Genomic DNA, 20135 nt, shown 5'->3' on the forward strand with positions numbered 1-20135 from the left:
ATGCAAGACATCATGCTCGACCTTGAGACGATGGGCAGCGGCCCTAACGCCGCTATCGTGTCTATCGGCGCTGTGGAGTTCAACCTAGAAACGGGTCATCTCGGCGAAAGCTTCTACCAAGTGATCACGCTCTCGACATCGGTTCAGTACGGCGGCGTGATGGATGCCGACACGGTGCTGTGGTGGTTGCGCCAGGACGACGAGGCCCGCCAGGCGATCGCTAGGCCTGGCGTCCACATCACCGTGGCATTGGTCGAATTCACGAAATGGCTCAACAGCTACAACCGCGACGTCAACAACGTGAAGATGTGGGGCAATGGCGCGGCGTTCGACAACGTGATCCTTGCGAGCGCCTACCGCAACAACATGCTGCCGCAGCCCTGGAAGCACTGGAACGACCGCTGCTATCGCACGGTCAAGAGCCAGCACCGCGACGTCAAGCTGGTGCGCACCGGCACCCATCACAACGCGCTCGACGACGCGATCAGCCAGGCGCAGCACCTGATCGCCATGCTGCCACCTGCCGTGCAGACGCCTGCAACCCGATGATGGAACTAAAAATGGACAACACACCCATTGAAGTGCTGAACCTTGATCTGCAGACTCAGCACACTCTCCAAGCCGACGGCTACTTCACCATGAAAGAACTTGCTGCAGCAAATCTTTCTCGGATCGAAGGAATCGGTGCCAAAAGGCGAGCGCATATCCTGAAAGCCCTGACTGCATATCAGATGCGGACGACACCCGGACGACACCCGGAACCGGCGCAATTTCCTGCGCATCCCGAGACCGCCTCGCACCAGATGGCCGTCCATCTGGTAGGCGCAATGATTTCCCAAAGCGCCGGGGATATCGGCGGGCGCGATCAGGCAAAACTTTACGCAGAAATTGCGTTTGATTTTCTTGACGAAATTAGGGCAGAGCATTACCGGCGATACGGTTGATGCGCCACACAACCGACCAATGCCCAGCCCGCCACGCGCGGGCTTTTCTGCCACCTGCAGTGCAGACGCCTGCAACCCGATAAGAAAACCCCATGCAACGACACCAACACCCGAGCAACAACGGCGTTCTGGGCGCCCCGCCAGGCATGAGCATTGACGAATGCAACGCGCTGCCGATCACGCGCATCCAGTACGCTGACGGTACGCCGGCAGTAGCCAGCTTCTGGCAGCCCACCCAAGCCGAGCGCGACCTGATCACCAGCGGCAAGCCTGTGCGCCTGGTCGTGCTGGGCACAACGCACCCGCCGCTGATGCTGGGTGTCGATGGGGATGGGGATCTGTGACGCTCAACGCTCAGCAGAGCTAAGCCCGCCAAGTGCGGGCTTTTTCACGCCCATGCCTACAATTCCGGCAGTTCGCTAGGGGTGCTGGTCAGGATGGCCGGCTGAGAAAGTCCCTTTGAACCTGATTGGCGCTGCCCGGTAAAAGGCGGCGTCGAGTCCTGCGATGTGTTTACTTCGCAGGCCCGAGGTAATCCTCGCGCAGGGAAGCAAGCACAGCCGTCCCGCGTCCGCGCGCACCTCGGGCTGTGGCAACCCTGCCATCGACACAAGGTGTTCGCCTGATGGCTGCTGTCTTTGAAACTTCCTCGTCACCGTCCGCCGCGCAGCCCATCGCTGCGTCGCAACGGGTTTTTGGTCTGAGCGACCACATGGCGCTCTGGTTCAGCCTGGGCGTGGGCCTGCTGGTGATGCAGGTCGGCGCCTACCTGATGCCCGCGATGGGCACGCAGGCGGCGTTGCTGGCCATCGTGGTCGGCTCGATCGTCGGCGCCGGCTTGCTGGCGTGGACGGCGGGCATGGCCTGCGAGCGGGGCCTGTCGAGTGCCGCGCTGATGAGCCAGACGCTCGGCAGCCGCTTCGCGCGCCTGCCGGTGGTGGCCAACATCGTGCAGTTGCTGGGCTGGACGGCGTTCGAGCTGGTGGTGATGCGCGAGGGCACGCAGGCCATCGTCAAGCAGCTCACCGGGCTGGACGCCGGCTGGGTGCCGGTGGTGGCCACGCTGTTCTGGGGCGGCCTGCTGGTGCTGCTGGCGCGTGGCTCGATGGTGACGCTGGTGCGCCGCTTCGTCGGCCGCTTCGGCTTGCCGCTGGTGATTGCCTCGCTGCTGTGGCTGAGCTGGCAGTTTGGCCAGAAGCTGACCATGCAAGGCTGGGACGCGTTCTGGAACCGGCCCGGCGCGGGCGGCATGAGCACGATTGCCGCCATCGATCTGGTGATGGCGATGCCGGTGTCCTGGCTGCCGCTGATCGCCGACTACGCCCGCTATGGCAAGTCCGCCAGCGACGCGCGGCGTGGCACCTGGATCGGCTACGCGCTGGCCAATATGTGGTGCTACGGCCTGGGCGTGGTGGTGGTGAGCACCAGCGAGCCGGGCGCCGGGCTGGTGGCCACCTTGCTGCTGGCCCAGGGCGGCCTGATCGCGCTCGGCCTGATCCTGATCGACGAGATGGACAACGCCTATGGCGACGTGCATTCGGGCGCGGTGTCGCTCAACTTCCTGAGCCCGCGCGGCGGCGTGCCGCTGTGGGGCATGGTGATGGCGGTGGCCGCCGTGGCCGCCGCGATGGTGCTGCCGATGCACAGCCTGGAGCCTTTCCTGCTGATGCTCAGTTCGATCTTCGTGCCGCTGTTCGGCGTGGTGATCTCGCAGCTGGCCGGTTCGGGCCGGGGCACTGACAAGTCGATCGACTGGGCGGCTGCCGCGCTGTGGCTGCTGGGCATTGCCACGTTCCATGTCAGTCCGATGCTGCTGCCGGACCTGGGCGCAGCGCTGCCGAGTCTGGTGGTCACGCTGGGCCTGGGCGCGTTGCTGCGGCTGCGCGGCTGAGGCCCGTCATTCCCGCCTTCGCGGGAATGACGATTCAGAGCGCCCGCCGCTGCATTGCCTGCGGTGTGTCGCCGTGGTTGAGCGGGCCGTGGCCGGCGCCGGTGCGCACGGCAGCACCGGCCGCAATGGCGTGGCGGACGTAATCGCGCGCTTGTTCCACGGCCACATCCAGCGTCGTGCCCAATGCCAGCTGGCAGGCGATGGCGGTGGACAGCGTGCAGCCGGCGCCGTGGATGTTGCGGCTGGCGATGCGCGGGCTGCAGAAATGGGTGCTGCGGTAGGGCTTGCCGTTCTTCGAGGGGCTGGGCGCGCCTTGCTGCATCAGCAGGTCGTAGACCTCGCTGCCGCTCAGGTGGCCGCCCTTGAGCAGCACGGCGCGGGCGCCCAGCGCCAGCAGGTCGGCGCCGGCGGGCTCCAGCTGCGTCACCTGCGTGATCGGCCGGCCGAGCAGCAGCGCGGCCTCATCCAGATTGGGCGTGATGACGCTCACCAGCGGAAACAGCTCGGCCACCAGCACGGCCACGGTCTCGGGTGCGATCAGCGGGTCGCCGCCCGCCGCCACCATGACCGGATCCAGCACCACATGGCGCCAGCCGTGGCGGCGGATGGCGTCGGCCACCACGCGCACCACGGCGGGGTCGTGCAGCATGCCGATCTTGACGGCGTCGACGCCGATGTCGCCCGCCACCGCGTCGATCTGCGCGGCCAGCAGTTCGGGCGGCAGCGCATGAATGGCGGTGACGCCGCAGGTGTTCTGCGCCGTGATGGCGGTGATGGCCGTCATGCCGTAGCAGCCCAGCGCGGCGGCGGTTTTCAGGTCGGCCTGGATGCCGGCGCCGCCGCCGCTGTCGGAGCCGGCGATGCTCAGCACGCGGGCGTAGGTGTGGGTCAGCGGGGTCGTGTCGGTCGGCATGGCGGAGGCGTTTTCAGCGTCGATTGATGGGGCCGTGAATAGGGCGTGTCTCGGCCGCCATTGTGGCCATCATTGTGTGCAGATCAGCGCGTTGATTTGCGCGGCGGTGGCCAGCAGGTGCGGCAAAAAGTGCTCGGTCATGTGCGCCAGCGGCGTGCGGCTGCTCTGGCCGCTGACGTTGAGCGCCGCCACCACCCGCCCGGCGCGGTTGACCAGCGGCGCGGCCATCGAAATCAGCCCTGGCTCCAGTTCCTCATGGACCACGCTGTAGCCCTGCGTGCGCACCTGGGTGATGACGTCCAGCAGCCGGTCGCGGTCGGTGAGCGTGTGCGGCGTCAGCGCCTTGAGTTCCATCGCCGCCAGCCGCTGCGGCAGTTCATCGGCCGGCAAGCCGGCCAGCAGCACCCGGCCCATCGAGGTGCAATGCGCCGGCAGCCGGCTGCCCACGCCCAGGTCCAGCGCCATGATCTTGCGGGCGGTCACGCGCAGCACGTAGACGATCTCGTCGCCATCGAGCACCGCCGCCGAACAGCTCTCGCCCAGCGACTGCCCCAGCGCCTCCATCGTCGGTTGCGCCAGCTGCCAGATCGGCTGGGCGCTCAGGTAGGCAAAGCCCAGCTCCAGCACCTGCGGCGTCAGGCGGAACTGGCGGCCGTCGCTCTCCACGTAGCCCAGCTGCTGCAGCGTCAGCAACAGCCGCCGCGCGCCGGCCCGCGTCAGGCCAGTGCGCTGGGCGGCTTCGGTCAGCGTCTGCGCCGGCGCTTGCGCGCCGAAGCTGCGCAGCACCGCCAGGCCGCGCGCCAGGCTTTGCACGTAGTCGTCGCCGGGGCGGGGCGTGGATTCATCGACCGACAGGTCGGCTGTGCTGTTGACAGGGGTGGAGCGGCTCTTTAGCATCGATGTTCGCGATTTTGTTCGCTATAAGAATCAATGTTCGACATACGAACTTCATTGAATTTTGCCCCAATCTTCGAGGAGACCGCCATGACCCGCCACGCCTTCATCTGCGACGCCATCCGCACCCCTTTCGGCCGTTACGGTGGCGCCTTGTCCAGCGTGCGCGCCGACGACCTGGGCGCCGTGCCGCTGGCCGCGCTGATGGCGCGCAACCCGAGCGTGGACTGGGAGGCGGTCACCGACGTGATCTACGGCTGCGCCAACCAGGCCGGCGAGGACAACCGCAACGTGGCGCGCATGTCGGCGCTGCTGGCGGGGCTGCCGATCGGCGTGCCGGGCTCGACGCTCAACCGCCTGTGCGGCTCGGGCATGGACGCGGTCGGCACGGCGGCGCGCGCCATCAAGGCGGGCGAGGCGGGCCTGATGCTGGCCGGCGGGGTCGAGAGCATGAGCCGCGCGCCGTTCGTGATGCCCAAGGCCGAGAGCGCCTTCAGCCGCGCCAATGCCGTCTACGACACAACAATAGGCTGGCGCTTCGTCAACAAGCTGATGAAGGCGCAATACGGCGTCGATTCGATGCCCGAGACGGCCGAGAACGTCGCCACCGATTTCAGGATCGAGCGCGAAGCACAGGACCGCATGGCGGTGGCCAGCCAGCGCAAGGCCCTGGCGGCGCAGCAAGCGGGGTTCTTCGATGCCGAGATCACGCCGGTGAGCATTGCGCAGAAGAAGGGCGATGCCCTCATCGTGGCCCGGGACGAGCACCCGCGCGACACCAGCCTGGAGGCGCTCGCCAGGCTCAAGGGCGTGGTGCGGCCCGACGGCACCGTGACGGCGGGCAACGCCAGCGGCGTCAATGACGGCGCCTGCGCGCTGCTGCTGGCCGACGAAGCCAGCGCCGCCCGCCACGGCCTGACGCCGCGCGCGCGGGTGGTCGGCATGGCCACGGCCGGCGTGGCGCCGCGCATCATGGGCATCGGCCCGGCGCCGGCCACGCGCCGCGTGCTGGAACTCACCGGCCTGAGCCTGGCGCAGATGGACGTGATCGAACTCAACGAGGCCTTTGCCGCCCAAGGCCTGGCCGTGCTGCGCGACCTGGGCCTGGCCGACGACGACGCCCGCGTCAACGCCTGGGGCGGTGCCATCGCGCTGGGCCACCCGCTGGGCGCCAGCGGCGCGCGGCTGGTGACCACCGCCGTCCATCAGCTGCACCACACCGGCGGCCGCTACGCGCTGTGCACCATGTGCATCGGCGTGGGCCAGGGCATTGCGCTGATCGTCGAGCGGGTGTGAGCGATCGACCGGTCTGCGGGACTTCGGCCTAGACTGCGGGTTAACCCGTTGCCCGAGAGTCTTGTCCGCGTCATGCCCACCTCGTCCCAGTCACGCAAGGCGGTGTTGCTTGTCATCACCGCCGTCGCCTTCTTCGCTGCCTTTGACACCACCATCAAGACCCTCAGTCAGCTCGCGCCGCTGGTGATGGTGCTGTGGGTGCGCTACGCCTTTCAAGTCAGCTCGACGGCGCTGACCGTGCTGCCCCGGCGGGGCCTGAGCCTGCTGCACACGGGCCGGCCCGGACTGCAGGTGCTGCGCGGGCTGTCGCTGCTGACCATGAGCGCGCTGGCTTTCCTCAGCCTGAAGGTGATGCCGGTGGGCGAGTTCACCGCCATCATCATGCTCACACCGCTGGTGATCACGCTGCTGGCGGCACTGATGCTGGGCGAGCGGGTGTCCCGGCTGCGCTGGCTGCTGCTGCTGGGCGGACTGGGCGGCGCGCTGGTGGTGATCCGCCCGCAGGGCGACCAGTTCAACGCCGCCACGCTGCTGCCGCTGGCGCTGGTGGGAGCGGGGGCCGCGTTCCAGACGCTGACCGGCAAGCTCGCCAGGACCGAAGACCCCGCCACCACGCACTTCTACACCGGCATGGTGGGCGTGGTGCTGGTCACGCTGCTGCTGCCCTGGGGCTGGCAGGCGCTGCCGGGCACCACCTGGGCGCTGCTGCTGCTGGCGGGTCTGCTGAGTTCATCGGGCCACTACGTGCTGATCCTGGCCTATATGCGCGCCAAGGCTGCCACGCTGACGCCTTACCTGTACTTCCAGATCGTGTTCGCCACGCTGTTCGGCTGGGCCATTTTTCGCCATGTGCCCGATACGCTGGCGCTGCTGGGCATCGTGGTGATCACCTTCTGCGGCGCGCTCGGCACGTGGCTGACGGCGCACGAGTCGCGGCGCGACGCCGCGCTGCCCGCCGTCGAGCCGCTGAGCCAGTTCTGAACCGGCGTCAGAACCGGCCTCCATCCTGACGTCAGAGCTTGCAGCCGCGCGCCGGGTCTGCCAGCGCCTTGGCGGCGATGCCGATGTTCTTGTTGGTCTTGCCGCTGACCTGGCGCAGGTAGAAGTCCTGCACCGGGTTGTGCGCCTTGCTCAAGGTGAACGGGCCGCGCGGGCTGTCGATCTTGGCCGCTTCCATGGCCTTGACCAGCGCGTCGCGGTTCTTGACGTCGCCCTTGACCGCTGTCAGGCCTGCGCCCAGCAACTGTGCTGCGTCGTAGCCCTGCACGGCGTAGACATCGGGCTGCATCTTGTAGGTCTTGGCGTACTGCAGGCGGAAGGCCTGGTCGCGCTTGGTGGTCAGGTCGTCGGCGTAGTGCAGCGCGGTGATGAGGCCCTGGGCGGCGTCGCCCTGGGCTTCGAGCGTGCCATCGGTCAGGAAGCCGGAGCCGTAGAGCGGGATCTTGTCCTTCAGGCCCGCCGCCGCCCAGTCCTTGACGAACTTGACCGCGCCGCCGCCGGCGAAGAACACGTAGACCGCATCCGGCTTGGTGGCGGCGATCTCGGTCAGCAGGGCCTGGAACTCGACGGTCGGGAAGGGCAGGTTCAGCTCCTTGACCACCTTGCCGCCACCGGCCTCGAAGGCTTCCTTGAAGCCCTTGACCGTTTCGTCACCGGCAGCATATTTCCAGGTCAGCGTCACGGCGGTCTTGTGCTTGCGCTCGGCCGCGACCTTGCCCATGGCGTAGCCCGGCTGCCAGTTGGAGAAGCTGGTGCGGAAGATGTTGGGCGCGCACAGCGGGCCCGTGACGGCATCGGCGCCGGCGTTGGGGATGATCAGCAGCGTGTTGTTGTCGCGCGCCACCTTGGCCATGCCCATGGCCACGCCCGAGTGCACGGTGCCCACCATCACATCGACGTTGTCGCGCTTGACCAGCTTGTTGGCGTTGTCGGCGGCCTTGGATGGGTCCGATTCATCGTCGACCTTGACGAACTCGATCGCCCGGCCGCCGAGCTTGCCGCCCTGCTCGTCGACGTACTGTTTGAAGCCGTTCTCGATCGCCACGCCCAGCGCGGCGAAGGTGCCGGTGTAGGGCAGCATCAGGCCGACCTTGATCTTTTCCTGCGCCATGGCCGCACCGGCGGCGAGGCCGAGGCTGGCGATGACAATCGCGGCCTGCGCGATCGGCTTGATCGCTGCGCGTGAAGTGGGCTTCTGCATGGACAGTCTCCGGAGGTCGGGTAAATGAAATATTGTGCGAATCAACGCGTCTGAATGGTGTAGATTTTGAGCCTTAAGCAAGATAGTGCATGTATGGTAGATACCCTAGGCTCTGCATCGGTGTTGGATTCCGGTGCCCATGACGGCGAAACCGCCTCCAAGAACCCGTTTCTGGTCGCCCTGGGCGAGCGGGTGCGCAACCTGCGCGCACGCCGTGGCCTGACGCGCAAGGCGGTGGCGCTGGCCGCCGATGTGTCCGAGCGCCATCTGGCCAACCTCGAATACGGCACCGGCAATGCGTCGATCCTGGTGCTGCTGCAGGTGGCGCAGGCGCTGCAGTGCTCGCTGGCCGAGCTGATCGGCGACATCAGCACCTCGTCACCCGAATGGCTGCTGATCCGCGAACTGCTGGAACACCGCACCGAGGCCGACCTGCGCCGCGCCCGCGAGCACCTGGCCAGCCTGTTCGATGGCCAGGCCGATGCCAGTGCGCGCAGCCACCGCATCGCGCTGGTGGGGTTGCGTGGCGCGGGCAAGTCGACACTGGGCCAGCAGCTTGCCGATGACCTGGGCTACCCCTTCATCGAACTGAGCCGCGAGATCGAGAAATTCGCCGGCTGCGACATCAGCGAAATCCACAACCTCTACGGCACCAACGCCTACCGCCGCTACGAGCGCCGCGCGCTGGAAGAGGCCATCCAGATCTATCCCGAAGTGGTGATCGCCACGCCCGGCGGCCTGGTGTCCGACGCCGCCACCTTCAACCAGTTGCTGGCGCACTGCTACACCGTCTGGCTGCAGGCCGAACCCGAAGACCACATGCAGCGTGTGGCCGCCCAGGGCGACCTGCGCCCCATGGCCGCCAGCCGCGAGGCCATGGAAGACCTGCGCCGCATCCTGGCCGGCCGGGCGGCGTTCTATTCCAAGTCCGACCTGATCTTCAACACCAGCGCGCAGGACCTGAGCGCCAGCTTTGCCAAGCTGCGCGGGGAGGTGCGGGCGGCGCTGGCGCTGGGCTGAACGCCGCGCCTGACGGCGTTCCTACAGGGACGGGCTGGCCACCGGCTCCATCAGCATCGTCCCGGCGGCGGTGTTCGAGATCGGCACGTGGTAGTTGGCCGACACCTGTCGCACCTGCTCGCCCAGCGCGCCGCGCGTGGCCAGCCACATCAGCAGTTCGACGCCTTGCGTGCCGGTTTTCTCGACCAGTTCGTGGATGCTGAACTGCGTCGCCCAGGCCGGATCATCGATCAGGCTGCGCATGAACTGGCGGTCGAATTCGGGGTTGAGGAAGCCGGCGCGTTCGCCGTCTAACTGGTGCGACAGTCCGCCGGTGCCCAGCACCACAACCTTGGCGTTGCTGTCCCACGAGTGGATCGCCCGGCCCACGGCCTGGCCGAGCTTGAGGCAGCGCGCTGCGCTTGGCAGCGGGAACTGCACGGTGTTGATGCAGATCGGCACCACCTTCACGGGCCAGACCTGGCTGGGCCAGCACAGCGCCATCGGCAGCGTAAAGGCGTGGTCGACCAGCATCTCCTGGCAGGTGGTGAGGTCGAATTCCTCGTCGTTGAGCGCCTCGATCATGTGCCATGACAGCGCCTGCTCGCCGCTGAATGGCGGCACCTGCGGGATGCCCCAGCCTTCGTCGGCATTGCGGTACTCGGCGGCGGCGCCCACCGCGAAGGTCGGCATCTTGTCGAGGAAGAAGTTCAGGCCGTGGTCGTTGTAGAACACCACGGCGACGTCGGGCTGCACGCGCGCCAGCCACTCGTGCACGGGGTTGAAGCCGTCGAAGAACGGCTTCCAGTACGGGTCGCCTTGCAGATCGCGGGCGATGGCGCGGCCGATGGAGGGAACGTGCGAGGTGGTGATACCACCGACGATGTGGGCCATGAGAGTCTCCTGAAACGGGGTGCGGTGCGGGTGGGGTTCAGCGTGTGATTCAGCGGCCGGCGGCCAGCAGGCGGGCCTGGAATTCGGCTCGGGTCACGCCGGTCTGCTGCGCGCCCAGGTCCTGCACGTCCAGCCCCAGGATGCCGGCGAACTTGGCGAGGTAGTAGACGTTGCCGCCCGCCTCGATCAACTGCAGCACGTTGCGGGCGCGGATGGCCTCGCGCTGCGCGGCGTTCAGGCCGTAGGCGGCGCAGTAGCCGTCCTCGTCCTTGACGAAGGCGTTGCGATTGGCGGCCTCGTTGAACGAGAAGCACATCTTGTTGAGGGCGTAGCCCTTGACGGCCTGATCGCCGTCAAAAAGCGTGGTGCCGGGAATCGGTGGGTGGGTGAGGGTCATGGCGCGTCTCCTGTCCGTCTTGAGTGCCCTCAGTATTCGCGTCCCGGCCGGCCCGATCAACGCCCGCATACTCATACCTGTCATGAGCGATTTCGATCATTTGGATTTGGACGGCCGCCTGCTGCAGCTGCTGCTGGCGGTGCAGGAGACCGGCTCGGTCACCGCCGCCGCGCAGCGCCTGGGCGTGACGCAGTCGGCGGTCAGCCACGGGCTGGACAAGCTGCGGGCGATCACGGGCGACGCGCTGTTCGTCAAGAGCGGGCGCGGCATCGTCGCCACCGACCGCGCCGATGCGCTGGCCCAGCAGGCGCGCGACCTGCTGCAGCGCCTGCGCGGCTTTGCCACCGCCAGCCGCTTCGACCCGGCGCTGCTCGACGCCACCGTCACCCTCGCCGCCAACGACCTGCAAAGCCACCTGCTGCTGCCCACGCTGTTGCAGCGCCTGCGCGCGCAGGCACCGGGCCTGCGGCTGCGGGTGATCAGCTCGGGCGTGCCGAGCGCCGAACTGCTGCGCGACGAGGGCTGCGCGCTCGCCATCTCGCCCCGCCCGCCCGAGGCTGGCGACGTGATGCAGAAGCGCCTGTTCGCCGACTGCTACCGCGTCTTCTTCGACGCCAGCCAGCGCAGCGCCCCGCGCGACCTGCCCGACTACCTGGCGGCCGACCACATCAGCGTGCGCTACGAATCGGGCCGCATGCTCGACGTCGACCAGTGGCTGCTCGCCCAGGGCCTGCAGCGCCGGCTGATCGTCACGGTGCCGGGCTTCTCGGGCATCGCACCGTTTCTGCGCGGCAGCCGGCTGCTGGCGACGCTGCCCAGCCTGCTGAGCGTGGAGTTGCTGCGCGGCCTGAACAGTGCCGCGCTGCCGCTGGCCAGCCCCGAGATGCCGATGTACCTGCTCTGGCACCGCCGCCACCATGCGGACGCGATGCACCAGTGGCTGCGCGCCGAACTGGAGGCGGTGGTGGCGGAGCGCCTCCGGTTGCCGAACTCAGATCTGCACCCGCGTGCCTAGCTCCACCACGGCGTTATCGGGCAGGTGGAAGTACTCGACGATGCTGCCCGCGTTGCGGCTCATCGTGGCAAACAGCTTTTCGCGCCAGTCGGTCATGCCGCTGCCGGGCGTGGGCACCACGGTTTCGCGGCTGATGAAGTAGCTGGTCTCGAAGACCGGAATGCGCAGGCCCAGCGCCTCGCAGCGCGTCAGGGCCAGCGGCACGTCCGGCGTCTCCATGAAGCCGTAGTGCAGCGTGATGCGCCAGAAGCCGGCGGCCAGCGTCTCCAGGGATTCGAGCTGCACGCGCTCGGCCTCGTCGACCCACGGCACATCGCGGAACTGCACCGTCAGGATGACGTTGCGCTCGTGCAGCACCTGGTTGTGCTTGAGGTTGTGCAGCAGCGCCTGCGGCACGGTCTGCGGGTCGGCCACGGGGTAGACCGCCGTGCGGGCGGCACGCTGCACGCTGTCGGCGCCCAGGTGGCGCAGGAAGTCGTCGAGCGCCAGGCCATCGCTGCGGATGCTGTTGACCAGCAGGGTGCGGCCGCGCGCCCAGGTGCTCATCAGCATGAACAGCAGCGCGCCCATCGCGAGCGGAAACCAGCCGCCGTCCAGGAGCTTGACCGCGCAGCCGGCCACCAGCAGCAGATCGAACGCCACAAAGAAAGCCGTGGCCCCGTAGGCCAGCCACGCCGGCAGGTGCCAGGCGTGGCGCACGACGAAGAAGGTCAGCACCGTGGTGATCAGCATCGTCACCGTCACCGCGATGCCATAGGCCGAGGCCAGCGCCGATGAGCTGCCAAAGTGCAGCACCGCCGCCAGCACGCCCAGCAGCAGCAGGGTGTTGACGGCGGGCACGTAGATCTGCCCGGACTCGTGCGCCGAGGTGTGCCGGATCTGCATGCGTGGCAGGAAACCGAGCTGGATGGCCTGGCGCGTCATCGAATACGCGCCGGAGATGACGGCCTGCGAGGCAATGATGGCGGCACAGGTCGCCAGCAAGATGGCGGGCAGCAGCGCAGCCTGCGGGAACAGGCGGAAGAAGGGGTTCTCGATCGCGTCGGGCTCGCTCATCAATAGCGCGCCCTGGCCCAGGTAGTTGAGCGCCAGCGCCGGCATCACCAGAAAGGTCCACGCCAGCTGGATCGGCCTGCGGCCGAAGTGGCCCATGTCGGCGTACAGCGCCTCGGCGCCGGTCAGCGCCAGCACGATGGCACCGACAGCCGCCAGCACGTGCCAGCCACGCGCCAGCAGGAAGTTCAGCGCCTCCAGCGGGTTGAGTGCGGCCAGGATGGCCGGCTGGTGGACGATCTGCACCACGCCGGTGACCGCCAGCGTGCTGAACCACAGCACGATCACCGGCCCGAACGCCCGGCCCACCGCCGCCGTGCCCAGCCGCTGCACCAGAAACAACCCGATCAGCACCAGCAGGCTCAGCGGCAGAACCCAGGCCTCCAGCCCGGGCGCCAGCACCTTGAGGCCTTCCATGGCGCCGAGCACCGAGATGGCCGGGGTGATGATGCTGTCGCCGTAGAACAGCGTCGCGCCGAACACGCCCAGCAGCAGCAGGCCGCGCCGCAGCGCCGGCCGGCCGGCCACGGCCTGTGCGGCCAGCGCGGTGAGCGCCAGCCCGCCGCCCTCGCCACGGTTGTCGGCGCGCAGGATCAGCACCACGTACTTGAGCGTGACCACCAGCATCAGCGCCCAGAAGATGGCCGAGACCGCGCCGATCAGGTTGCCCCCGGTCAACGCCACGCCGGTGTGCGGCGCGAAGACCTCCTTGAGGGTGTAGAGCGGGCTGGTGCCGATGTCGCCATAGACCACGCCGATGGCCGCGAGCGTGAGCGCCGCCAGGCCGGGTCGGTGGGCGCCGTGGCGCGGATCGGTGGGAGACGGTGTGGGCGCGGGCGCCGCAGGGGCAAGGCTGGAAGTGTTCATGGTCCGCAGGGGCGGTGACGAGGGCGCCAGCATCGCTGCAGCGGCATCAGGAACGCATAAGGGCGGGTTGGCGGCCCTGTTGCCAAATCGTGAATGAACTCTGGCGATTTGCACAAGATGTTGCGCTTTCTGCTCAATATCGCCGCTTCCGGTTGGCAGCGGTGCTTGGGAGACTGGGCGCCCCTTGTCCGTCATGAGAGTTGAACGTGAGCCGCCGCACCCCTTCCGCCCTGTCGATCCAGGCGCCCGCCGCCGTGGTGATGGTGCGCCCGCACCGCTTCCACCCCAACCCGCAGACGGCGGCCGACAACGCCTTCCAGCGCGAGGCCGCTGCCGGCCGCGCCGACGACATTGCCCGCGCCGCCTACGACGAAGTCACCGCTGCCGCCGAAACCCTCAGCCGCCACGGCGTGCGCGTGCACCTGTTCGACGACGACGGCACGCGCGACACGCCGGACGCGGTCTTCCCGAACAACTGGTTCTCGACCCACCCGGGCGGCCACGTCGCGCTGTACCCGATGCACTCGCCCAACCGGCGCCGCGAGCGGCGCGCCGACGTGATCGAGATGCTCAAGGCCGATTACCGCGTGCAGGACGTGATCGACTACTCCGGCCTGGAGCCCGACGGCGTCTTTCTGGAGGGCACTGGCGCGATGGTGCTCGACCACCTGGCGCGCGTGGCCTACACCGCACGCTCGCACCGCGCCGATGCGGTGGCGCTGGAGCGCTTCTGCACCCACTTCAATTTCGAGCCGATGGCCTTCGACACGGCTGATGCCGCCGGCCGGCCGGTCTATCACACCAACGTGCTGATGTGCGTGGCCACCGAGTTCGCGCTGGTCGGCTTCGACCTGTTCACCGATGCCAGGCGCCGCGCCGAAGTGCGGGCCCGGCTGGAGGAAACCGGCCGCGACGTGATCACGCTCGACCCCGCGCAGATTGCCGAATTTGCCGGCAACGCGCTGGAACTCTCGGGCCACGATGGCCGCGTGCTGGCCCTGTCGGCGCGCGCCGCCCGCAGCCTGAGGCCCGAGCAGCGCCAGCGCATCGAACGCTCGGCCCAGCTGCTGCCGCTGGCGGTGCCCGCCATCGAGCTGGCCGGCGGCTCGGTGCGCTGCATGCTGGCAGGCATCCACCTGTCGCGGCGCTAAAGCCGCCGCCGCGCATCAGTCCTGCGCGTTCTACGCTTGTGCCTCCACCAGCCGGTAGCCCACGCCCGGCTCGGTCAGCAGCCGGCGCGGCTCGGCCGGTTCGGCCTCCAGCTTGGCGCGCAACTGGCCCATGTAGAGGCGCAGGTAGTGGGTGTGCTCGGTGCAGTCCGGCCCCCAGACATCGGCCAGCAGCTGGCGGTGGGTGACAACCTGGCCGGCGCTGCGCACCAGCCGCGCCAGCAGCTTGAATTCGGTCGGCGTCAGGTGCACTTCCTGGCCGTGCAGCTGCAGCCGGTGCGCGGCCAGGTCGATCTGCAGGCCGTCATGTTCATAGCGCGTCACCGCCGGCCGCTGGGCCTGGCCGCGATGGCGCAGCGCCACGCGCATGCGCGCCAGCAATTCGCCGATGGCAAAGGGCTTGACGAGGTAGTCGTCGGCGCCGGCGTCGAGCAGCACGATCTTCTGGCCGTCGTCCTGCCGCGCCGAGATCACCAGCACCGGCAGGCCGTGGCGGCGGCGCAGCTCGGCCAGCAGGGTGTCGCCGCTGCCGTCGGGCAGGCCCAGGTCCAGCAGCACCAGGTCGGGCAGGCCGTCGTGTCTCAGCAGCGCACGCGCCTCGGCCAGGCTGGCGGCGCTGCGCACGGTGTAGCCCTCGACCTGCAGCGCCTCGCGCAGCGTGGTGCACAGGGCGCCGTCGTCTTCAACCAGAAGGACTTTGAGCGTCATGGCCCCTCCGGCGCATCGGCCACGGGCAGCACGCACTCGAAGCTGCTGCCGCCGTGCGCGCGGGGGCGCAGCCGCAGCTCGCCGCCGTGGGCGCGTGCAATCGCCCGGCACACCGCCAGGCCGACGCCCGCGCCCCGGCCGGCGGTGCCCTCGCCGCGCTGGAAGACCTCGAAGACCCGCTCGCGCCAGGCCGGTGGAATGCCCGGGCCGCGGTCGCGCACCGCCAGCACGAACTGATCGCCCTGGCGGCGTGCCAGCAGCTCCACCGGCGCCTCGGGCGGGCTGTAGTGCAGGGCGTTGTCGATCAGGTTGTCGAGCAGCTGGGCCAGCAGCACCGCGTCGCAGCGCAGCAGCGGCAGGCCGGGTTCGAGCCGGGCGCGCACGCGCTTGGCCGGGTCGCGCTGGCGCACGCGGTTGAGTGCGGCGCCGACGATCTCCTCGGCCGATTCCCAGTCCAGCCGCAGCGCCACGCCCGGCGCATCGAGCCGCGCCAGCTGCAGCGTGTTGTCGGTCAGGCGGCTGAGCTGGCTGGCCTGGTCCTGCACCGTGCGCGCCAGGCGCAGGCGCTGCTCGGGGCTGAGGCGGTCGGCCTGCTCGACCAGCGACGACGCCGCGCCCAGGATGGTCGCCAGCGGCGTGCGGTAGTCGTGCGAGATGGCGGCCAGCAGCGCGTTGCGCACCGCCTGCACCTGGGCCTGTTCGCGCAGGCGCTGCTCGGCGCGCTGGGCGTGGCTGCGCGCCAGCGTGACGCCGAGCTGGTCGCACAGTGCCTGCGCGTGGGCGCGCAGGGCGTCGTCCACCGGCTCGCCCAGCCGAAGCGGCAGGCGCGAGGCGCCCAGGCTGATCTTGCCGGCGCGCCAGGGCAGAAACCAGGCGTGCTGCGCGTCATGCCAGCCCGTGCCCGGCCCCATGGCGCGCGATTCGCGCAGGCACAGCCACAGGCCTTCGCGGGCGTCGGCGGCTTCGGCCGGGTCGAGGGCGCCCAGCTCTCCGACCGCCGCCGGGTCGTTGCTGGCGGGCAGGGCGTCGAGCAGCCACAGCCCCGTCACTTGCAGGCCGACTGGCGGGCCGATCAGGGCCTGCAGTTGGGTGTGCAGCGCGTGCGCCATGTCGGACGGGTCGGTCAGCTGGCGCAGCGTGTCGCCCCAGGCGTTGAGCTGTTCGGTGCGCTGGGCGTGGTCGCGCGCGGTGGCGGCCTGGGTGCGCAGCCGCACCATCAGCAGCGCAATGATGACGTTCACCGCCAGCATCGCACCCAGCAGCAGCGCGTGCTGGTGCAGGTCGACCGCCAGCGTGCCGCGCGGTGGTACGAAGTTCCAGTTGAAGGCCAGCAGCGCCGCCACGCTGGCCAGCAGGGTCTGCCACAGCGGCAGCCACAGCGCACTGATGGCCGAGGCCAGCACCAGCAGCATGGCCAGATTGGCCAGGTCGACCCGGCCCTCCAGCCACACCATCAGCCCGGTTGCGGCGATCCAGACCGGCAGCGCCAGCCAGCGGGTCCAGGGCGGGGTGACGGTTCTTGGGGTGTCCATGGCGGCGAAGTTAGCAGCCTCGCCATCAGGGAAAGCATCAGGACGACCGGGCCGGGCGCGTCAGAACTCTTCGGTATCGACCTCGGTCTGCGTTGCGGCGTTGTAGCGCGCACCGCTCACCGTGCGCTGGTTGATCAACGCGCCGGCCCGGGCCAGCAGATCGGCGTCCAGGTTCAGGCTGGCCGCGGCCAGGTTGTCTTCCAGGTGCGCGATGGAGGTGGTGCCCGGAATGGCGTGCACCTGCTCGCCTTGGGCCAGCACCCAGGCCAGCGCCAGTTGCGCGGGCGTGCAGCCGGCCTTCGGCCGCCAGCGCCGTGTAGGCGTCCAGCAGCTGCAGGTTGCGGCTGAAGTGCTCGGCCTGGGAAGCGCGGCATGCTGCGGCGGATGTCTTTAGCGTCGAAGCCGCCGGTGTCGCGCAAGGTGCCGCCCAGGAAGCCGCGCCCGACCGGGCTGAACGCCACCATCGCCACGCCCAGCTCGGCGCAGGCCGGCAGCACGCCCAACTCGACGTTGCGTGACCAGAGCGAATACTCGTTCTGCACCGCCGTGATCGGGTGCACCGCGTGCGCGCGCTTCAGCGTGGCGGCCGAGACCTCGCTCAGGCCGATGCCGCGGGATCTTGCCCGCGCGCACCAGCTCGGCCAGCGCGCCGACCGAGTCCTCGATCGGCACCTGCTTGTCCCAGCGGTGCAGGTAGTAGAGGTCGATCACGTCGGTGCGCAGGCGCTTCAGGGCTGCTTCGCAGGTGGCCTTGATCGTCTCGGGCCGGCCGTCGATCACGCGCACGCCGTTCACGCCCGTCATGCCGCACTTGCTGGCCAGCATGAAGCGGTGGCGGTGCGGCGCCAGCACGCGGCCGACCAGCTCTTCATTGGTGCCGAAGCCGTAGAGCGCGGCGGTGTCGAAGTGCGTCACGCCCGCATCCAGCGCCCGCAGCAGCAGCGCGGCGGCATCGTCGAACGACGGCGGCTGGCCGTAGGCGTGGCTCAGGTTCATGCAGCCCAGGCCGATGGCCGAGACACTGAAATCGCCCAGACGGCGTTGCGGCAAGGGGGTTGCGAAGGAGTTGTTCATGGTGGTGCAGCGCGAAGTCGCGGTTTTATTTGTAGAACATGTAGCCGACGACGATGGCCCCCGCCACACCCACCACGTCGGCGATCAGCCCGCAGGTCAGCGCGTAGCGGGTCTGGCGGATGTTGACGCTGCCGAAGTAGACCGCCAGCACGTAGAAGGTGGTCTCGGTCGAGCCCTGGATGATGGCGGCGAGCTTGCCCTGGAAGGAGTCGACGCCGTAGGTCTTCATCACGTCGATCATCAGCCCGCGCGCGCCGCTGCCGCTGAGCGTCTTCATCAGCCCGACCGGCAGCGCGGGCACGAAGTCGGCATCCAGGCCCAGCGCGGTGACGCCGGCGGCGATGGCGTCGGTCACATAGCCCATGCAGCCGGTGGTGCGAAAGACCGAGATCGCCGCTAGGATGGCGATCAGGTAGGGAATGATCTGCACCGCCACGCCGAAGCCGTCCTTGGCGCCGTCGACAAAGGCCTCGTAGACGTTGATGCGGCGCAGTGCACCGACCGCCACGAAGGCCACGATGATCGAGAAGATCACGCCGCTGCCTAGTAGGCTCACGATCTGAGCCATCTTGTCGGGCGGGTAGCTGTGCAGCCAGCCGTACAGCCCGGCCATCAGCGCGATGAAGCCGCCCAGGAACAACAGCACCGGCCCGCGCAGCAGGTTGATGCGCTGGTAGGCGGCCACGGCCACCAGGCCGGCCAGGAAGGAAATGAAGGTGCCGATCAGCGTCGGCAGGAAGATGTCGGCGCCGTTGAAGCCCACCAGCCCCTGCTCGGCGGCGATGCTCTGGCGGATGGCAATCACCGAGGTCGGGATCAGCGTGATGCCTGCGGTGTTGAGCACCAGGAACATGATCATCGCGTTGCTGGCGGTGTCCTTCTGCGGGTTGAGTTCCTGCAGCTCGCGCATGGCCTTGAGGCCCAGCGGCGTGGCGGCGTTGTCCAGCCCCAGCATGTTGGCGCTGAAGTTCATGACGATGCTGCCGCTGGCCGGGTGGCCACGCGGAATCTCGGGAAACAGTCGCTGGAAGAACGGTGCGGTGGCGCGTGCGAACAGGCCGATGACGCCGGCCTGCTCGCCGATCTTCATGATGCCCAGCCACAGGCTCATGACGCCGATCAGGCCGAGCGAGATGTCGACGCCGGTCCTGGCCGTGTCGAACAGCCCGGTCATGATCTTGGTGAAGATGGCCATGTCGCCCTGCGCCAGCTGGGCGAGGGCGGCGGCGAAGCCGATCAGGATGAAGGCGATCCAGACGATGTTGAGAATCATCGGCCGGATTGTTCCCTATCGGCGTGGCCTGATCGGCGGTGGCGCGCTCAGCCTTGCAGCTGCTGTTCCAGCTGGTGCAGCACCTGGTAGCAAGGCAGCACGCTGGCGACGCTGGAGTTGGGCTCGCGGCCTTCGCGGATGGCGGCGAAGAACTCGCGGTCCTGCAGCTCGATGCCGTTCATCGACACCGCCACCTTGGAGACGTCGATCTGCACGTCCTTGCCGGTGAACAGGTCGTCGTAGCGCGCCAGGTAGGTCGCGCTGTCGCCGATGTAGCGGAAGAAGGTGCCGAGCGGGCCGTCGTTGTTGAACGAGAGCGACAGCGTGCAGATCGCGCCGTTGGCGGCCTGCAGCTGGATGCTCATGTCCATCGCGATGCCCAGCGTCGGGTGGATCGGGCCTTGCACCGCGTTGGCCTTCACGATCGGGCTGCCGCACTGGTAGGCGAACAGGTCGACGGTGTGCGCGGCGTGGTGCCACAGCAGGTGGTCGGTCCAGCTGCGTGCCTGGCCGAGCGCGTTCATGTTGGTGCGACGGAAGAAGTAGGTCTGCACATCCATCTGCTGGATGTTGAAGGCGCCGGCAGTGATCTGCTGGTGCACGTACTGGTGGCTGGGGTTGAAGCGGCGGGTGTGGCCGCACATGGCGACCAGGCCGCTGCTCCGGGCCAGATCGGCCACGGCCTGCGCGTCGGTCCAGCTGTCGGCCAGCGGGATTTCCACTTGCACGTGCTTGCCGGCCTTCAGGCAGGCGAGGCTCTGCGCGGCGTGCATCTGCGTCGGCGTGCACAGGATCACGGCGTCGACTTCCGGCAGCGCCAGGCTGTCGGCCAGGTCGGTGGTGACGTGCGCGATGCCGTACTTGTCGGCCACTTCACGGGTCTTTTCCAGGTCACGGCTGATCAGCGAGACGACTTCGACGCCCTCGATGTTCTTGATGCCGTCGAGGTGCTTGATGCCGAAGGCGCCCGCGCCGGCCAGCGCGACGCGGATGGGGCCTTGATGGGGTTGGCTCAT

General features: G+C 68.6%; 19 protein-coding genes and 1 pseudogene. 9 read left to right on the forward strand and 11 right to left on the reverse strand.

The window, feature by feature from the left end:
* From AC5IG3_RS12530 to AC5IG3_RS12545, 4 genes are all read left to right on the forward strand, one after another.
* Nucleotides 1-549 carry a 3'-5' exonuclease gene (locus AC5IG3_RS12530; protein ID WP_491906618.1) on the forward strand — a complete coding sequence of 183 codons (549 nt, stop codon included), beginning with the start codon at nt 1-3 and terminating at the stop codon, nt 547-549.
* Nucleotides 550-560: 11 nt separating this feature from the next.
* Entirely contained in the window at nt 561-944 is a 384-nt protein-coding gene (locus AC5IG3_RS12535) for a hypothetical protein (protein ID WP_491906619.1), read from the forward strand.
* Between the two features lie 92 nt (nt 945-1036).
* A complete protein-coding gene (locus tag AC5IG3_RS12540) occupies nt 1037-1288 on the forward strand; it encodes a hypothetical protein (RefSeq protein WP_491906620.1) in 252 nt (83 codons plus the stop codon).
* 281 nt (nt 1289-1569) lie between these two features.
* Nucleotides 1570-2835, forward strand: coding sequence for a purine-cytosine permease family protein (locus AC5IG3_RS12545; protein ID WP_491906621.1), 1266 nt, complete (start codon nt 1570-1572; stop codon nt 2833-2835).
* A 34-nt stretch (nt 2836-2869) separates the two neighbouring features.
* On the opposite strand, the gene thiD is transcribed toward AC5IG3_RS12545, so the two are convergent.
* Nucleotides 2870-3748, reverse strand: coding sequence for a bifunctional hydroxymethylpyrimidine kinase/phosphomethylpyrimidine kinase (thiD, locus tag AC5IG3_RS12550; RefSeq protein ID WP_491906622.1), 879 nt, complete (start codon nt 3746-3748; stop codon nt 2870-2872).
* A gap of 69 nt (nt 3749-3817) precedes the next feature.
* Nucleotides 3818-4645, reverse strand: coding sequence for an IclR family transcriptional regulator domain-containing protein (locus tag AC5IG3_RS12555; protein ID WP_491906623.1), 828 nt, complete (start codon nt 4643-4645; stop codon nt 3818-3820).
* Between the two features lie 87 nt (nt 4646-4732).
* On the opposite strand from AC5IG3_RS12555, the gene pcaF reads away from it, so the two are divergent.
* Together pcaF and AC5IG3_RS12565 are read left to right on the forward strand one after the other, a co-directional pair.
* Nucleotides 4733-5938, forward strand: a complete 1206-nt coding sequence (pcaF, locus tag AC5IG3_RS12560; RefSeq protein WP_491906624.1) for a 3-oxoadipyl-CoA thiolase — start codon at nt 4733-4735, stop codon at nt 5936-5938.
* A gap of 72 nt (nt 5939-6010) precedes the next feature.
* Nucleotides 6011-6919: a DMT family transporter gene (locus AC5IG3_RS12565; RefSeq protein ID WP_491906625.1), complete on the forward strand. Its 909-nt coding sequence runs from the start codon at nt 6011-6013 to the stop codon at nt 6917-6919.
* A gap of 31 nt (nt 6920-6950) precedes the next feature.
* Here the strand turns inward: AC5IG3_RS12565 and AC5IG3_RS12570 are convergent, their stop codons facing one another.
* Complete coding sequence (locus AC5IG3_RS12570) at nt 6951-8138, reverse strand: ABC transporter substrate-binding protein (protein WP_491906626.1); 1188 nt, start codon at nt 8136-8138, stop codon at nt 6951-6953.
* Between the two features lie 93 nt (nt 8139-8231).
* Here AC5IG3_RS12570 and AC5IG3_RS12575 point away from each other — a divergent pair, with 93 nt between their 5' ends.
* On the forward strand, nt 8232-9158 hold the full coding sequence (locus AC5IG3_RS12575; protein ID WP_491906627.1) for a helix-turn-helix transcriptional regulator: 927 nt from the start codon (nt 8232-8234) through the stop codon (nt 9156-9158).
* A gap of 21 nt (nt 9159-9179) precedes the next feature.
* Here the strand turns inward: AC5IG3_RS12575 and AC5IG3_RS12580 are convergent, their stop codons facing one another.
* Nucleotides 9180-10031 carry a class III extradiol dioxygenase family protein gene (locus tag AC5IG3_RS12580; protein WP_491906628.1) on the reverse strand — a complete coding sequence of 284 codons (852 nt, stop codon included), beginning with the start codon at nt 10029-10031 and terminating at the stop codon, nt 9180-9182.
* Nucleotides 10032-10080: 49 nt separating this feature from the next.
* Nucleotides 10081-10428 carry a protocatechuate 4,5-dioxygenase subunit alpha gene (locus AC5IG3_RS12585; RefSeq protein ID WP_491906629.1) on the reverse strand — a complete coding sequence of 116 codons (348 nt, stop codon included), beginning with the start codon at nt 10426-10428 and terminating at the stop codon, nt 10081-10083.
* 82 nt (nt 10429-10510) lie between these two features.
* Between AC5IG3_RS12585 and AC5IG3_RS12590 the strand changes: the two genes are divergently transcribed.
* The gene (locus tag AC5IG3_RS12590) at nt 10511-11443 is read left to right on the forward strand and encodes a LysR family transcriptional regulator (protein WP_491906630.1); all 933 of its coding nucleotides are present in this window, start codon (nt 10511-10513) and stop codon (nt 11441-11443) included.
* Here the strand turns inward: AC5IG3_RS12590 and AC5IG3_RS12595 are convergent.
* A complete protein-coding gene (locus AC5IG3_RS12595) occupies nt 11420-13363 on the reverse strand; it encodes a potassium transporter Kup (RefSeq protein WP_491906631.1) in 1944 nt (647 codons plus the stop codon). The two genes, AC5IG3_RS12590 and AC5IG3_RS12595, sit on opposite strands and share 24 nt — an antisense overlap.
* 260 nt (nt 13364-13623) lie before the next feature.
* On the opposite strand from AC5IG3_RS12595, the gene ctlX reads away from it, so the two are divergent.
* A complete protein-coding gene (gene ctlX / locus AC5IG3_RS12600) occupies nt 13624-14514 on the forward strand; it encodes a citrulline utilization hydrolase CtlX (RefSeq protein WP_491906787.1) in 891 nt (296 codons plus the stop codon).
* 30 nt (nt 14515-14544) lie between these two features.
* On the opposite strand, the gene AC5IG3_RS12605 is transcribed toward ctlX, so the two are convergent.
* From AC5IG3_RS12605 to AC5IG3_RS12625, 5 genes and pseudogenes are all read right to left on the reverse strand, one after another.
* Nucleotides 14545-15240: a response regulator gene (locus tag AC5IG3_RS12605; RefSeq protein WP_491906632.1), complete on the reverse strand. Its 696-nt coding sequence runs from the start codon at nt 15238-15240 to the stop codon at nt 14545-14547.
* Complete coding sequence (locus tag AC5IG3_RS12610; RefSeq protein ID WP_491906633.1) at nt 15237-16772, reverse strand: ATP-binding protein; 1536 nt, start codon at nt 16770-16772, stop codon at nt 15237-15239. Before AC5IG3_RS12610 ends, AC5IG3_RS12605 begins: the two co-directional genes overlap by 4 nt.
* Nucleotides 16773-16832: 60 nt before the next feature.
* Nucleotides 16833-17822 (reverse strand): annotated as a pseudogene (locus AC5IG3_RS12615) (aldo/keto reductase).
* A gap of 49 nt (nt 17823-17871) precedes the next feature.
* Entirely contained in the window at nt 17872-19119 is a 1248-nt protein-coding gene (locus AC5IG3_RS12620) for a nucleoside recognition domain-containing protein (RefSeq protein WP_491906634.1), read from the reverse strand.
* 47 nt (nt 19120-19166) lie between these two features.
* The gene (locus AC5IG3_RS12625; RefSeq protein ID WP_491906635.1) at nt 19167-20135 is read right to left on the reverse strand and encodes a Gfo/Idh/MocA family oxidoreductase; all 969 of its coding nucleotides are present in this window, start codon (nt 20133-20135) and stop codon (nt 19167-19169) included.

It is taken from the genome of Leptothrix sp. (in: b-proteobacteria), assembly GCF_965250675.1.
Lineage (GTDB): Bacteria > Pseudomonadota > Gammaproteobacteria > Burkholderiales > Burkholderiaceae_C > Sphaerotilus.

Bases quoted from the DNA above. Each gene is read 5' to 3' on its own strand.
- AC5IG3_RS12610 (WP_491906633.1), bottom strand. From the start codon at position 16,772: ATGGACACCCCAAGAACCGTCACCCCGCCCTGGACCCGCTGGCTGGCG.
- AC5IG3_RS12595 (WP_491906631.1), bottom strand. From the start codon at position 13,363: ATGAACACTTCCAGCCTTGCCCCTGCGGCGCCCGCGCCCACACCGTCT.
- AC5IG3_RS12620 (WP_491906634.1), bottom strand. From the start codon at position 19,119: ATGATTCTCAACATCGTCTGGATCGCCTTCATCCTGATCGGCTTCGCC.
- AC5IG3_RS12625 (WP_491906635.1), bottom strand. From the start codon at position 20,135: ATGAGCCAACCCCATCAAGGCCCCATCCGCGTCGCGCTGGCCGGCGCG.
- AC5IG3_RS12535 (WP_491906619.1), top strand. From the start codon at position 561: ATGGACAACACACCCATTGAAGTGCTGAACCTTGATCTGCAGACTCAG.
- AC5IG3_RS12580 (WP_491906628.1), bottom strand. From the start codon at position 10,031: ATGGCCCACATCGTCGGTGGTATCACCACCTCGCACGTTCCCTCCATC.
- AC5IG3_RS12545 (WP_491906621.1), top strand. From the start codon at position 1,570: ATGGCTGCTGTCTTTGAAACTTCCTCGTCACCGTCCGCCGCGCAGCCC.
- AC5IG3_RS12585 (WP_491906629.1), bottom strand. From the start codon at position 10,428: ATGACCCTCACCCACCCACCGATTCCCGGCACCACGCTTTTTGACGGC.
- pcaF (WP_491906624.1), top strand. From the start codon at position 4,733: ATGACCCGCCACGCCTTCATCTGCGACGCCATCCGCACCCCTTTCGGC.
- AC5IG3_RS12605 (WP_491906632.1), bottom strand. From the start codon at position 15,240: ATGACGCTCAAAGTCCTTCTGGTTGAAGACGACGGCGCCCTGTGCACC.
- ctlX (WP_491906787.1), top strand. From the start codon at position 13,624: ATGGTGCGCCCGCACCGCTTCCACCCCAACCCGCAGACGGCGGCCGAC.
- AC5IG3_RS12565 (WP_491906625.1), top strand. From the start codon at position 6,011: ATGCCCACCTCGTCCCAGTCACGCAAGGCGGTGTTGCTTGTCATCACC.
- AC5IG3_RS12555 (WP_491906623.1), bottom strand. From the start codon at position 4,645: ATGCTAAAGAGCCGCTCCACCCCTGTCAACAGCACAGCCGACCTGTCG.
- AC5IG3_RS12570 (WP_491906626.1), bottom strand. From the start codon at position 8,138: ATGCAGAAGCCCACTTCACGCGCAGCGATCAAGCCGATCGCGCAGGCC.
- AC5IG3_RS12530 (WP_491906618.1), top strand. From the start codon at position 1: ATGCAAGACATCATGCTCGACCTTGAGACGATGGGCAGCGGCCCTAAC.
- AC5IG3_RS12575 (WP_491906627.1), top strand. From the start codon at position 8,232: ATGGTAGATACCCTAGGCTCTGCATCGGTGTTGGATTCCGGTGCCCAT.
- thiD (WP_491906622.1), bottom strand. From the start codon at position 3,748: ATGCCGACCGACACGACCCCGCTGACCCACACCTACGCCCGCGTGCTG.
- AC5IG3_RS12590 (WP_491906630.1), top strand. From the start codon at position 10,511: ATGAGCGATTTCGATCATTTGGATTTGGACGGCCGCCTGCTGCAGCTG.
- AC5IG3_RS12540 (WP_491906620.1), top strand. From the start codon at position 1,037: ATGCAACGACACCAACACCCGAGCAACAACGGCGTTCTGGGCGCCCCG.